The 13,260-nt window shown below is 55.8% G+C and carries 14 protein-coding genes and 1 tRNA gene; 11 read left to right on the plus strand and 4 right to left on the minus strand.

Annotated features, from left to right (window positions below; all coding sequences use genetic code 11):
- Nucleotides 1-207 precede the first annotated feature (207 nt).
- From rplU to cgtA, 4 genes are all read left to right on the plus strand, one after another.
- On the plus strand, nucleotides 208-519 hold the full coding sequence (gene rplU / locus EHO01S_RS08265) for a 50S ribosomal protein L21 (protein ID WP_005281302.1): 312 nt from the start codon (nucleotides 208-210) through the stop codon (nucleotides 517-519).
- Between the two features lie 18 nt (nucleotides 520-537).
- Nucleotides 538-795 carry a 50S ribosomal protein L27 gene (rpmA, locus tag EHO01S_RS08270; protein ID WP_012847264.1) on the plus strand — a complete coding sequence of 86 codons (258 nt, stop codon included), beginning with the start codon at nucleotides 538-540 and terminating at the stop codon, nucleotides 793-795.
- An 87-nt stretch (nucleotides 796-882) separates the two neighbouring features.
- Nucleotides 883-1,818 carry a DMT family transporter gene (locus EHO01S_RS08275; protein ID WP_024523513.1) on the plus strand — a complete coding sequence of 312 codons (936 nt, stop codon included), beginning with the start codon at nucleotides 883-885 and terminating at the stop codon, nucleotides 1,816-1,818.
- A 48-nt stretch (nucleotides 1,819-1,866) separates the two neighbouring features.
- Nucleotides 1,867-3,042 (plus strand): Obg family GTPase CgtA, encoded by a 1,176-nt coding sequence (gene cgtA, locus EHO01S_RS08280; RefSeq protein WP_024523514.1) that lies wholly within the window; start codon nucleotides 1,867-1,869, stop codon nucleotides 3,040-3,042.
- 102 nt (nucleotides 3,043-3,144) lie between these two features.
- Here the strand turns inward: cgtA and pmrB are convergent, their stop codons facing one another.
- Genes pmrB through dacB form a run of 3 tightly spaced genes read right to left on the minus strand, consistent with a single transcriptional unit; the run spans nucleotide 3,145 to nucleotide 6,317 of the window.
- A complete protein-coding gene (pmrB, locus tag EHO01S_RS08285) occupies nucleotides 3,145-4,215 on the minus strand; it encodes a two-component system sensor histidine kinase PmrB (protein WP_024523515.1) in 1,071 nt (356 codons plus the stop codon).
- Nucleotides 4,212-4,874, minus strand: a complete 663-nt coding sequence (gene pmrA / locus EHO01S_RS08290) for a two-component system response regulator PmrA (RefSeq protein ID WP_024523516.1) — start codon at nucleotides 4,872-4,874, stop codon at nucleotides 4,212-4,214. Before pmrA ends, pmrB begins: the two co-directional genes overlap by 4 nt.
- 9 nt (nucleotides 4,875-4,883) lie before the next feature.
- Nucleotides 4,884-6,317 (minus strand): serine-type D-Ala-D-Ala carboxypeptidase, encoded by a 1,434-nt coding sequence (gene dacB / locus EHO01S_RS08295; protein WP_024523517.1) that lies wholly within the window; start codon nucleotides 6,315-6,317, stop codon nucleotides 4,884-4,886.
- Between the two features lie 248 nt (nucleotides 6,318-6,565).
- Between dacB and greA the strand changes: the two genes are divergently transcribed.
- Complete coding sequence (gene greA / locus EHO01S_RS08300; RefSeq protein WP_024523518.1) at nucleotides 6,566-7,042, plus strand: transcription elongation factor GreA; 477 nt, start codon at nucleotides 6,566-6,568, stop codon at nucleotides 7,040-7,042.
- 145 nt (nucleotides 7,043-7,187) lie between these two features.
- Here greA and yhbY read toward each other — a convergent pair whose 3' ends face one another.
- The gene (gene yhbY / locus EHO01S_RS08305; protein ID WP_024523519.1) at nucleotides 7,188-7,481 is read right to left on the minus strand and encodes a ribosome assembly RNA-binding protein YhbY; all 294 of its coding nucleotides are present in this window, start codon (nucleotides 7,479-7,481) and stop codon (nucleotides 7,188-7,190) included.
- 130 nt (nucleotides 7,482-7,611) lie between these two features.
- On the opposite strand from yhbY, the gene rlmE reads away from it, so the two are divergent.
- From rlmE to EHO01S_RS08335, 6 genes are all read left to right on the plus strand, one after another.
- The gene (gene rlmE, locus EHO01S_RS08310) at nucleotides 7,612-8,238 is read left to right on the plus strand and encodes a 23S rRNA (uridine(2552)-2'-O)-methyltransferase RlmE (protein WP_005281325.1); all 627 of its coding nucleotides are present in this window, start codon (nucleotides 7,612-7,614) and stop codon (nucleotides 8,236-8,238) included.
- A 56-nt stretch (nucleotides 8,239-8,294) separates the two neighbouring features.
- The gene (gene ftsH, locus EHO01S_RS08315; protein ID WP_024523520.1) at nucleotides 8,295-10,262 is read left to right on the plus strand and encodes an ATP-dependent zinc metalloprotease FtsH; all 1,968 of its coding nucleotides are present in this window, start codon (nucleotides 8,295-8,297) and stop codon (nucleotides 10,260-10,262) included.
- Between the two features lie 94 nt (nucleotides 10,263-10,356).
- On the plus strand, nucleotides 10,357-11,190 hold the full coding sequence (gene folP / locus EHO01S_RS08320; RefSeq protein WP_024523521.1) for a dihydropteroate synthase: 834 nt from the start codon (nucleotides 10,357-10,359) through the stop codon (nucleotides 11,188-11,190).
- 6 nt (nucleotides 11,191-11,196) lie between these two features.
- On the plus strand, nucleotides 11,197-12,534 hold the full coding sequence (gene glmM, locus EHO01S_RS08325; protein ID WP_024523522.1) for a phosphoglucosamine mutase: 1,338 nt from the start codon (nucleotides 11,197-11,199) through the stop codon (nucleotides 12,532-12,534).
- 195 nt (nucleotides 12,535-12,729) lie between these two features.
- Nucleotides 12,730-13,068 carry a preprotein translocase subunit SecG gene (gene secG / locus EHO01S_RS08330; protein ID WP_024523523.1) on the plus strand — a complete coding sequence of 113 codons (339 nt, stop codon included), beginning with the start codon at nucleotides 12,730-12,732 and terminating at the stop codon, nucleotides 13,066-13,068.
- Between the two features lie 53 nt (nucleotides 13,069-13,121).
- A tRNA-Leu gene (locus EHO01S_RS08335) sits at nucleotides 13,122-13,208 on the plus strand.
- Nucleotides 13,209-13,260 lie beyond the last annotated feature (52 nt).

A 13,260-nucleotide genomic window follows, 5' to 3' on the forward strand; every position in this document is an offset into this window, starting at 1 on the left:
GCTGCCATGGGCAGCCAACTATAGTATGATTGTACTTGAAAAATGGTTTAGATAAACGGCGGGGAGGGAACTGTGTTTTTTTTCTTCTTTTCTCCTGATTCTACCCTTGTCTTCTGAATGATTTTTGCGTAGAATTCGCGCCCTATTGTGAATATTTATAGCGCGTATTGGACAACGAGCCATGCGTGCGGAAATGCGGAGTTTTATATGTACGCGGTTTTCCAAAGTGGTGGTAAACAACACCGAGTAAGCGAAGGTCAGACCGTTCGCTTGGAAAAGCTGGACATCGCAACTGGTGAAACTGTTGAGTTTGACCAGATTTTGATGGTCGCTAACGGCGAAGACATCAAGATTGGCGTTCCTTTTGTTGCTGGCGGTAAAGTTAAGGCTGAAGTCGTTGCTCACGGTCGTGGCGAGAAAGTGAAGATCGTCAAGTTCCGTCGCCGTAAGCATCATCGTAAACAGCAGGGTCACCGTCAGTGGTTCACTGATGTGAAGATCACTGGTATCAGCGCTTAATTTTAGGAGAGCGGATTAATGGCACATAAAAAGGCTGGCGGCTCCAGTCGCAACGGTCGCGATTCCGAAAGCAAACGCCTGGGCGTAAAACGTTTCGGCGGTGAATCAGTTCTGGCAGGCAGCATCATCGTTCGTCAGCGCGGTACCAAATTCCACGCTGGTAGCAACGTTGGTTGCGGTCGTGACCACACTCTGTTCGCTTTGGCTGACGGTAAAGTTAAGTTCGAAGTTAAAGGCCCGAAAAACCGTAAATTTATCAGCATCGTTGCTGAATAAGTTTTTCGCGTCCTGAAAGATGTAAGGCCCCGCAATACTTTGCGGGGCTTTTTTGCGTTATAAAGACCGACAGTGGCAAGGATGGTCATGGAGAATAAGCAGAGTGCGGTCTTAGGCATCGCGTTGGCGCTGACCACCGCTATTTTCTGGGGGGCGTTACCGATCGCCATGAAGCAGGTTTTGCCTGACATGGCTCCGGAGACCATTGTCTGGTATCGCTTTACCATGGCTGCCATCGGTCTAGGGGGCGTGTTGTGGCTGCGCGGTCAATTGCCGCCGTTGGCCTCATTACGTCAGCGGCGCTGGCTATTGTGGTTAACGGTCGCCACGGCGGGTCTGCTGGGCAACTTTATTCTGTTTAGCACCTCGTTACAGTACCTGAGTCCGACCACTTCGCAGGTGATTGGCCAGCTTTCTCCGGTTGGGCTAATGTTTGCCAGCGTGCTGGTACTGAAAGAGCGAATGCGGCCGGCGCAGGCCGTCGGGGCCGCCTTGCTGATCGCGGGGTTAGTCTTATTCTTTAACACCAGCCTAGCCGAAATTCTGACCCGGCTGACGGATTATACTCTAGGGGTACTGCTTGGCATGGCGGCGGCGGGGGTCTGGGTCTGTTACGGTATCGCGCAAAAGATACTCTTGCGTCGTCTGGCCTCGCAGCAGATCCTGTGTCTGTTGTATGCTTTGTGTGCTATTTGCCTATGGCCGTTGGCGCATCCGGAGCAGATTTACCGGCTGAGTACATGGCAACTGGCTTGCCTGCTGTTTTGTGGGGTGAATACTCTGGTCGGCTATGGCGCCCTAGCCGAGGCGATGGTGCGTTGGCAGGTGGCGAAAGTGGGGGCCATCGTGACGCTTACTCCCCTGTTTACACTGATGTTTTCTGACGTTCTGGCGCTACTCTGGCCAGCGACTTTTATGGCGCCTACGCTGAATGCGGTGGGCTATATCGGTGCCATCGTGGTGGTGGCCGGAGCCATGTTTTCTGCGATAGGTCACCGTTGGTGGCCGCGCCAGCGCAGATAAACCGGGCTGCCAGCGGGCGGCTCGGTCACTGATTTACGGAGACAGTAGATGAAATTTGTAGATGAAGCCGTGATCCACATCGAAGCAGGTGATGGTGGCAATGGCTGCGTCAGCTTCCGTCGCGAAAAATACATCCCCAAAGGGGGACCGGACGGTGGCGATGGCGGTGACGGCGGAGATGTATACCTGCTGGCCGATGAGAACCTGAACACCCTGATCGATTATCGTTTCGAGAAGTCTTTCCGTGCCGAGCGTGGTCAGAACGGCCAGAGCCGTGATTGCACCGGGAAGCGTGGCCAGGATGTGACGATCAAGGTCCCGGTCGGTACCCGGGTGACCGATGTCGATACCGGTGAAGTCCTGGGCGACATGACTCGCCACCAGCAGAAACTGTTGGTAGGTAAAGGGGGCTGGCATGGCTTGGGTAACACTCGGTTCAAATCGTCAGTCAACCGCACGCCGCGCCAGAAAACCAATGGCACGCCAGGGGACAAGCGTGATCTAAATCTGGAGCTGTTGCTGTTGGCGGATGTCGGCATGCTGGGGCTGCCGAACGCCGGTAAATCGACCTTCATTCGCGCCGTCTCTGCCGCGAAGCCTAAGGTCGCCGACTATCCGTTTACTACGCTGGTGCCGAGCCTGGGTGTGGTGCGTATGGATAGCGAAAAAAGTTTCGTGGTCGCGGATATTCCGGGACTGATCGAAGGGGCTTCCGAGGGCGCCGGCCTGGGGATCCGCTTCTTGCGCCATTTAGAGCGTTGCCGCGTGCTGCTGCATCTGATCGACATCGCACCGATCGATGAGTCCGATCCGGTGGAGAATGCTCGAGTGATCATTGGTGAGCTGGAGAAATACAGCGAAAAATTAGCCCAAAAACCGCGCTGGTTGGTCTTCAATAAGACGGATCTATTAGCGCCGGAAGAGGCACAAGTGCGGGCGAAAGCTATCGCCGAGGCGTTGGGATGGGAAGGGGAGTATTACCTGATCTCGGCTGCTAACCGTGAAGGGGTGAATGCCCTGTGCTGGGATGTGATGAACTTCCTTGAGGCGCATCCGCGTGAGGCCGAAGCCGACGAAGAGAAAGCGAAGGCGAAGAAGGCGGAGTTCATGTGGGATGATTACCATCGTGAACAGTTGGAACAGGCTGAAAGCGAGTGGGAGGACGAGGATGACGATTGGGATGAGGACGACGACGAGGGCGTCGAAATCATTTACCAGCGTTAATACGCCTCTCACTCGCCTACAGGGCCGCCTAATGGCGGCCCTGTGTCATTTTATCCGGAGCCCCGAGGCGCAGTCTCGCCGCGGTTGAGCCGGCTTGTGGTGCTAGTAATCGTGTAGGGTAAGCGGCAGCTGGCAGCTGGCATTGAGTCCTGGTCCTGGACGGTTATTGCGTAAGCTGAGCTGTCCTTTATGGAGTTGCAGCACGCGTACCACGATATGCAGCCCTAAACCGCTACCACCGAAGCGGCGATCTAAGCGGTGGAAGGGTTCGGTTAGCTCATTGGCGCATGACTCGTCGATCCCTGGCCCGCGGTCGATTACCTGGAGAATGCCGTAGCGCTCGCTGGGATCGCGCTCGACGCGTAACAAGATATCACTCTGCTCGGGGCTGTAGCGATGGGCGTTTTCCAGGAGGTTACGTAGCATCAGGCTCAAGAGCATCGCATCGCCATACATCGGTAGCTGGGGCGGGATCTCCAATAGCAAGCGTTGGCGGCGTTGGGCTAACATTTCCCGTAGTGCATGTTGTTGTGGCCGGATCACGTCGGCGATCAGATCTACGCGCGGACAGTGGCCGCCGGCGAAGTCTTGCCCAGTGCGGGACAGCATTAACAGCTGTTCTACCGTTGCCATCAACTGATCGATGCGTTGTACCAGCATGGCGGCCTGCTCAACACCATTCTGCTCCATGAGCTCCAAGTGTAGGCGTATACCGGCTAACGGGGTGCGTAATTCGTGGGCCGCATCTGCCGTAAAGAGGCGCTCCTGGCGTAGGGTATGCTGTAAGCGGGCGAACAGATGATTGAGGGTGCGGGTGACCGAGGTGATTTCGACCATCTTGCTGTCGATATCGATGGGGGTCAGGTTGCTGGGCGAGCGTTTTTCCAGACGTGCCTGGAGTTGATTGAGCGGACGTACGATCCAACTGACGGCCAGTGATGAGACCAGTAGAGTAATGCTCATCATCACCAGCGAGGGGATCAACAGAGCGGCGATAGCCTCGCGGATTTCCTTGTCGACATGGGCATTGCGGACCTTGGCGCTGAGGGTTTCGTTGACCAGAAAACTGATTTGCTCTCGGCTCTCGTGCCAGAGCCATAGCGCGCTGACTAGCTGCGTGATCAACAAGATTAGCGCCAGCATGATCAGCAGGTTGCGCCGCATACTGATCATGGTGCTTTTTCCAGTCGGTAGCCGACACCCCGCAGGGTCTTGATCCGATCGCGCCCCAGTTTACGGCGCAGGTTATGGATATGTACCTCCAGCGAATTGGAGCTGAGCTCGTCCTGCCAAGAGTAGAGATCTTGCTGTAAAACTTCACGGCTGATGGTCTGTCCCGCGCGCGTCATTAGACGCGCTAGGATGGTGAATTCCTTGGGGGTGACCTCCAGTGGCTGGCCGTTACAACTAACCTGATGGCTGGAGAGATCGAGACGAATGTTATCCACCTGGAGGATGTTGTCGCACAATCCCTGCATGCGACGGATCAGAGCGCGGGTTCGCGCCAGTAATTCAGCCAGGGCGAAGGGCTTCACCAGGTAGTCATCGGCACCGGCATCCAGGCCGGCGACCCGCTCACTGATGGTATCGCGCGCGGTTAGGATCAAGACCGGCGTAGTGATCCCCTCGCGACGCCACTGACGTAGTGCGCTGCCGCCGTCCATATCGGGTAGACCGAGATCGAGGATAATCAGACTGTATTGCCCGCTCTGTAACAGCGCATTGGCCGCGGCGGCGCTGCCTGCGCAGTCGCAGGCGTAGTTTTCCCGGCTCATCGCCTGCGCTAATCCCTGTTGGATCAGCGTGTCGTCTTCGACGATCAGGATCTTCATACAGCCTCGTTAGTTATTACGGTAGATATCACGGTATAGCCGGCTTTCGAAGCGTACCAGTGGCTGACGCCGGATGCGTTGATCTTGCGGTGGCACCGCATAGCCTGACAGATACTGGACGAAAGCCATACGTTGGCCACTGGCGGTAGTGATGAAGCCGGCCAGGTTATACACCCCCTGTAACGATCCCGTTTTCGCCGAAACCTTACCATCCACACCCGCTTCATGCAGCCCGCCACGGTATTGCAGCGTGCCGTCATAGCCGGCCAGCGGCAGCATGCTGATGAAGTTTAGCTGGTTATCATTTTGCGCAATGTATTGCAGGACTTCCATCATAGTAGCCGGGGAGATTAGGTTATGACGCGATAGACCCGAGCCGTCGACTACCACGGAGTTACCCAGATTGATCCCCGCCTTCTTACGTAAGATCTGACGCACGGCGTCCGAACCGGCGCGCCAGGTACCCGGCACCCCGAAATAGTTATGGCCGATGGTACGGAAGACGGTATCGGCGATCATATTGTCCGATTTTTTTAGCATGATACGCAGTAGATCATGCAATGGGGCAGACTGCGTCTGTGCCAAGATGGTACCCTGCGGCGTCACTTGGGTTTCGCGGCGTAGATGGCCGCCGATATCGATGTTGGCCTGTTGCAGCTCTGCTTTGACGATCGCGCCGGCATAGGCCGCCCCATCCTGTACCGCAAAAGCCAACGGTAAAGGGTCGGCGCGTTGGGTAAGGCAACCGGTCAGGGTATAACGGTTTAGCTCGCCGGGGACCACATCCAGCTCACAGTACTGAGCTTCGGCAGAGCCACGCGCCAGCGTTTTGACCTCACTGAACATGTGGACCGGATAGTAGGAGGCGACGCGGATAAACGCCCGTTCACCCGCTTTAGGTGCGCTGTACAGCGAGACAGAAAAGCAGTTGCGGTCGACAATCGCCGCCGCGGGCGGCGCACTGAAGCATTGGGTGAGGTCGTTCCACGGCCAACCCGGTGCCTTGTCATGGCTGGCAAACACGGAGGTGTCGATGAATATATCGCCGCTTATCCGTTCGACGCCCTGCTTCTTCAGCGTGGCAACCATATTGCGGATCTGCTGACGCCGTAGGGTCGGGTCACCGTCGAAGCGCACCACCAGATCGCCATTCAGGGTGCCGGCATTGATCTGTCCGTGAGTCTCAAATGTCGTGGTGAAGCGGAAGTCTGGCCCCAGTTGCAGCAGTGCGACCAGGGCAGTGATCACCTTCTGGGTACTGGCCGGCAACGCCATCTGTTGCCCGTGGTAGTCAATGGCTGGCGTGGTGGCACCGACTTTTTGCACCAACAGTGCCAAATTCGTGCCATCGGGCAGGTATTGGGTATAGTCCTGCACCGGAGTCGCTTGGCTGCTAAATGCCAGCGCACAGGCCAGTCCGCTCAGTAATCGTGAAAATCGCATAGTCCCAAGGAAGCCGATAGTTGAAGGTGATATGTTATGTGCCTGCCATACTAAGGCGCAATGTGGGTCAAAGTAAACGATGATACTTCGCCGACTCTAGGCTAGAATGGCCGGCAAAAGACAGAATTGTGCCTGACCGGGATCTTGTTTCTGGCCAGGATTATTTTGTGTGGCGCCGGGCCGGTTGGCTGGCGATAACGCCGTCGGAGGCGGGCGTCGACAAAGCAGATTTCGAGGTGACTAAAACAATGAATCAGATTCCGATGACGTTGCGCGGTGCAGAGAAACTGCGTGAAGAGCTAGAGTTTTTAAAAGGGACCCGTCGCCCGCAGATCATCGCGGCGATCGCCGAGGCACGCGAACACGGCGATCTCAAGGAGAATGCGGAGTATCACGCGGCGCGTGAGCAGCAAGGATTTTGCGAAGGACGCATTCAGGAGATTGAAGCGAAACTCTCCAATGCCCAGGTGATCGACGTCACTAAGATGCCGAATAATGGCCGAGTGATCTTCGGCGCTACCGTGAGTGTGGAAAACCTGGATACGGAAGATCAGCAAACCTACCGCATCGTGGGTGACGATGAGGCGGACTTCAAACATAATCTGATTTCGGTCAATTCACCGATCGCGCGCGGCCTGATTGGGAAGGAAGAGGGTGACGTGGTGACGATCAAGACGCCGGGCGGCGAGGTTGAATACGAAATCTTGAAAGTTGAGTATCTCTAAGCTTTGGCTTCGTTCGGCGTGACGCTACGTGGCATAGCGGAACGGCGCCCAGTGTAAAGATAGGAAAAGGCCGCATTGCGGCCTTTGCTATATGCTGAGAAAGCCGTGCTTTCTGTGTTATATCTTTTCTTTATACGAAAAGAGATTAACGCGGTAAACTGATCTTACGCTCTTCGCTTGGGCGATAAATCACTAAGACGCTACCGATCAGTTGCACGTTACACGCACCGGTTTCACGGACGATGGCGTCGGCGATCAGGGTTTTGGTTTCGCGCTCTTCAGCGGCGATTTTCACCTTGATCAGCTCATGGTGCGCCAGCGCCTGTTCAATTTCTGCGAGCACCCCTTCGGTAAGGCCGTTCGCGCCGAGTTGCACTACAGGCTTCAGCGAATGGGCCAAGCTTTTCAGGTGCTGTTTTTGCTTGTTAGTCAGATTCATCGTCTTTTTTGCTTAGGTTGGGATTGAAAACGGTACATTCTAGCGCCATCTCAGCATTATCACCAAATCGGTCTTGCGCCGTTGTGGTGTTTTCAAAGCAGATGAACCTGTAATTTAGTGAGTATTAAAGATGGGTAAAAAACGTTCAGCCAGTTCGAGTCGCTGGTTACAGGAACATTTTAGCGATAAATATGTGCAACAAGCACAGAAAAAGGGGCTACGTTCGCGTGCCTGGTTTAAACTGGACGAGATCCAGGGGACAGATAAGATCTTCCGGCCGGGGATGACCGTCGTAGACCTAGGGGCTGCGCCCGGAGGATGGTCACAGTATGTGGTCACACAAATCGGCGATAAAGGCCGGGTGATTGCGTGTGATCTTTTACCTATGGATCCTATCGTTGGCGTCGATTTCCTCCAGGGCGATTTTCGTGATGAATTGGTACTGGCGGCGCTGATGGAGCGAGTGGGGGATGCCAAGGTGCAGGTAGTGATGTCTGACATGGCACCGAACATGAGTGGTACTCCCTCGGTAGATATTCCTCGTGCCATGTATCTGGTTGAATTGGCATTGGAAATGGCCAAAGATGTTCTGGCACCCGGTGGTAGTTTTGTGGTGAAGGTCTTTCAGGGAGAGGGATTTGACGAGTATCTGGGCCAGATCCGCTCCCTGTTTACGAAGGTGAAGATTCGTAAGCCTGAAGCTTCGCGTGCGCGTTCACGCGAAGTGTACATCGTAGCGACAGGGCGGAAACTGTAGTACCCTAACGCTGTTTGTTAACACAGTTGTAAAAAGAGGTTAATCCCTTGAGTGACATGGCGAAAAACCTAATTCTCTGGCTGGTCATCGCAGTAGTACTGATGTCGGTTTTCCAGAGCTTTGGGCCCAGCGAATCAAATAGCCGCAGGGTGGACTACTCGACGTTCCTGACCGAGGTTAACCAGGATCAGGTACGCCAGGTCAGCATTGATGGGCGTGCGATTAACGTTACCAAGAAGGATGGTAATCGTTATACCACCTACATTCCGATTAATGATCCGAAACTGTTGGATTCTCTGTTAACCAAGAATGTGAAAGTGATCGGTGAGCCGCCGGAAGAACCGAGCCTGCTAACCTCGATCTTTATCTCTTGGTTCCCGATGCTATTGCTGATCGGGGTCTGGATTTTCTTCATGCGCCAAATGCAGGGCGGTGGCGGGAAAGGCGCCATGTCGTTCGGTAAGAGCAAGGCGCGCATGTTGACCGAAGATCAGATCAAAACCACGTTCGCCGATGTGGCCGGTTGTGACGAGGCCAAAGAAGAAGTCGGCGAACTGGTGGAGTACCTGCGCGATCCGAGCCGTTTCCAGAAATTGGGCGGCAAGATCCCCAAAGGCATCCTGATGGTGGGGCCGCCGGGGACAGGTAAGACCTTGCTGGCCAAGGCGATTGCGGGTGAGGCGAAGGTTCCATTTTTCACAATTTCCGGTTCTGACTTCGTCGAGATGTTCGTCGGTGTCGGCGCGTCTCGTGTGCGCGACATGTTTGAACAGGCGAAGAAAGCGGCACCGTGTATTATCTTCATCGATGAGATCGATGCCGTGGGGCGTCAGCGTGGCGCCGGTTTGGGGGGCGGTCACGATGAACGTGAGCAGACCCTGAACCAGATGCTGGTTGAGATGGATGGTTTCGAAGGTAATGAAGGTATCATCGTCATCGCTGCGACCAACCGTCCAGATGTGCTGGACCCGGCCTTGTTGCGTCCCGGGCGCTTCGACCGTCAGGTCGTGGTTGGTCTGCCGGACGTGCGCGGGCGTGAGCAGATCCTGAAAGTGCATATGCGCCGTGTGCCATTGGCTACGGATATCGATGCTTCCGTGATCGCGCGTGGTACGCCGGGCTTTTCCGGCGCCGATTTGGCTAACTTGGTCAACGAGGCGGCGTTGTTCGCTGCGCGTAACAACAAGCGCGTGGTATCGATGGTCGAATTTGAGAAGGCCAAAGATAAGATCATGATGGGAGCAGAGCGTCGCTCCATGGTAATGACCGAGGCGCAGAAAGAGTCCACGGCTTACCACGAAGCCGGGCATGCGATCATCGGTCGCCTGGTGCCGGAGCATGATCCGGTGCATAAGGTGACGATTATCCCGCGTGGCCGTGCGTTAGGGGTGACGTTCTTCCTACCGCAGGGGGATTCCATCAGCTACAGCCGTCAAAAGTTGGAAAGTATGATTTCTGTCGCCTATGGCGGTCGTCTGGCCGAAGAGCTGATTTACGGCAGCGAGCATGTGTCGACTGGGGCATCGCAGGACATCAAGCAGGCGACCACCATCGCGCGTAACATGGTGACCCAGTGGGGATTCTCCGAGAAATTGGGGCCGTTGCTGTATGCTGAAGAGGAGGGCGAGGTATTCCTCGGCCGCTCCGTCGCCAAGAGCAAGCACATGTCCGATGAGACAGCGCGCATCATCGACCAGGAGGTCAAGGCGCTGATCGAACGTAACTACCAGCGTGCTCGGCAGTTGTTGGTCGATAATATGGATATCATGCATGCCATGAAAGATGCCTTGATGAAGTATGAGACCATTGATGCGCCGCAGGTAGACGATCTGATGGCGCGCCGCGAAGTCCGTCCGCCGGCAGGGTGGCTGGATGAGCAGGCTAACCGTCAGGCTCAGCAAACTGCGCCGCAGGCGCAACCTCAGCCGACGGCGGCACCGACTGAGCCGACGACGCCAGCGACGGATAACAGCGCTGCTCGCGACGACGACGATCGCGATCATTCTAACGGCAGCGAAAAGTAATTTCGCGCTCCGCGACACGCAACCCCGGCTTGCCCGGGGTTTTTTTTTGCGTTCCAATGTTATCCCTGATTTTTCTTTGCTACAGGTGTTACCGATGCTGCTCAGGTCACGCGATCTTACCCTGAATCTCAATTATCCTCAGGTGATGGGGATCTTGAACGTTACTCCAGACTCTTTCTCCGACGGCGGGCGCCATAATGCACTGGATGCCGCCTTACGCCACGCTGAGTCGATGATTATGGCGGGTGCTACCATCATTGATGTCGGAGGGGAGTCGACCCGTCCCGGCGCTGCCGAGGTGAGCACGGAGGAGGAGTTGGCGCGGGTGGTGCCCATCGTTGAAGCGCTGACACAACGCTTTGAGGTTTGGGTCTCCGTTGACACCTCGAAAGCCGCGGTGATGCGTGCTTGCCATGCGGCGGGAGCCGATATGATCAACGACATTCGCTCGCTGAGTGAGCCGGGTGCCTTAGCCGCCGCCGCCGAGAGTGGTCTACCGGTTTGTCTGATGCATATGCAGGGTGAGCCAAAGAGCATGCAGCAAAGCCCGAGCTACAACGATGTGGTGGCGGAAGTGGACGCTTACCTCAGCGCTCAGATCGCGCGTTGTGTCGCGGGAGGGATTGCGCGCGAACGCTTGTTGCTTGACCCTGGCTTTGGTTTCGGTAAGAACTTGACGCATAATTACCGCCTTCTGGCCCATCTGGCGCACTTTCACTACCACGGATTGCCACTCTTGGTGGGGATGTCTCGCAAGTCGATGATCGGACAATTATTGAATGTGCCTCCGTCTCAGCGAATTGCCGGCAGTGTGGCCTGTGCCGTGATCGCCGCGATGCAGGGCGCGCAGATTATCCGGGTACACGATGTGCGTGAAACCGTCGACGCCATGCGCGTGGTGGAAGCCACACTTTCAGCGAAGGAATAAAAGCAAATGAGTGAACGTAAATATTTTGGTACCGATGGCATTCGTGGCAAGGTAGGTAGTAACCCGATAACGCCGGATTTTGTTCTCAAGTTGGGCTGGGCAGCCGGTAAGGTGTTGGCCCGTCACGGCTCGCGTAAGATTATCATTGGCAAGGACACCCGCATTTCCGGTTATATGCTGGAGTCGGCGCTAGAGGCTGGACTGGCAGCCGCGGGTCTCTCGGCGGCCTTCACCGGGCCGATGCCGACGCCGGCGATCGCTTATTTGACCCGCACCTTTCGCGCCGAGGCCGGCATCGTTATTTCGGCGTCCCATAACCCCTACTACGACAACGGGATTAAGTTTTTCTCCATCGACGGTACCAAGTTACCGGATGAAGTGGAGGCGGCGATTGAAGCCGAGCTGGAGAAACCGTTGACCTGCGTTGAGTCGGCGGAATTGGGGAAGGCCAGCCGTATTGTGGATGCGGCTGGACGTTACATTGAATTCTGTAAGAGTACTTTCCCGAACGCCTTGAGTCTGAGTGGCTTGAAGATCGTGGCCGATTGCGCCAACGGTGCGACCTACCACATTGCACCGAATGTGCTGCGTGAGCTGGGGGCGGAGGTGATCACCATCGGCACCTCACCGGACGGGATGAACATCAATAAGGCGTGTGGGGCGACGGATGTCCGCGCCTTGCAGGCGCGTGTAGTCGCCGAGCAGGCGGATTTGGGGATGGCCTTCGACGGTGACGGTGATCGTCTGATCATGGTCGATCATCAGGGTAACAAGGTCGACGGTGATCAGATCCTGTATATCGTGGCGCGCGAGGCGTTACGCCAGGGTAAGCTGCACGGCGGCGTGGTGGGCACCCTGATGAGCAACATGGGATTGGAACTGGCGTTGAAACAACTGGGCATCCCCTTCGCGCGCGCCAAGGTCGGTGACCGTTATGTGTTGGAGACCATGCAAGAGAAAGGATGGCGCATGGGGGCGGAGAATTCTGGCCATGTCATCCTCCTCGATCAGACCACGACTGGCGATGGTATCGTCGCTGGACTGCAAGTGTTGGCGGCGATGGCGCGCAACCATATGAGCCTGGCGGATCTATGCAGCGGTATGACCCTGCTGCCGCAAGTATTGGTGAATGTGCGTTTTGCCGGGCAGAACGACCCGTTGCAGGATACGGCGGTGCAGCAGGCCTGCATTGAGGCTGAACAGCAATTGGCTGGCCGTGGACGGGTATTATTGCGTAAATCGGGCACAGAACCGCTGATCCGCGTGATGGTTGAGGGGGAAGATCTTGCGCAGGTAACACAGTTAGCCGAAGCGATCGCTGCGGCGGTGAAAGCGGTCGGCTGAGGGCCAATGCGAGTGAAACCGGTACTAGGCGTCCCTTTTGCCGGTTTTTTCCTCAATCGCATCAGCAAGGAAAATTTACCCTTGCGCCCTCTGACGGCATTGGGTAGTATTCACACCCGCTTCAGTGGATGTTTTATCCATGGGTTCGATAGAAGCTTTTGACTGCGGATGGGCCGCAAGGAATCAGGTACGACTATGTATGAAGCTCTTTTGGTAATTTTCCTGCTGATCTCTGTGGCGTTGATCGCCCTGATCATGTTGCAGCAGGGTAAAGGTGCTGACATGGGCGCTTCATTCGGCGCAGGCGCCTCGGCGACGCTGTTCGGTTCCAGCGGTAGCGGCAACTTTATGACCCGAACCACGGGCATCTTGGCGACATTGTTTTTCGTCCTGAGCCTGGTGTTGGGCAACCTGAGCGGTCATCAGAATAATAAGCAGGGCAGTGAGTGGGATAACTTGGGTCAGCCTGTCAAGACTGAACAGCCGGCGAAACCGGCGGTACCGGCTACGCCGAGCAGCGATATCCCGAACTGATCGTTCCCGCAAAGAGTTTTGCCATGACGCATCTGGCGTCATGGTACCCAAATGCCGAGGTGGTGGAATTGGTAGACACGCTACCTTGAGGTGGTAGTGCCCAATAGGGCTTACGGGTTCAAGTCCCGTCCTCGGTACCAATCCTAGATATGTTGTTTTTTCTACGCTGTTAGAGTAGAATTCGCCACGATT

The organism is Edwardsiella hoshinae NBRC 105699 = ATCC 33379 (assembly GCF_000474215.1).
Taxonomy (GTDB): Bacteria; Pseudomonadota; Gammaproteobacteria; order Enterobacterales; family Enterobacteriaceae; genus Edwardsiella; species Edwardsiella hoshinae.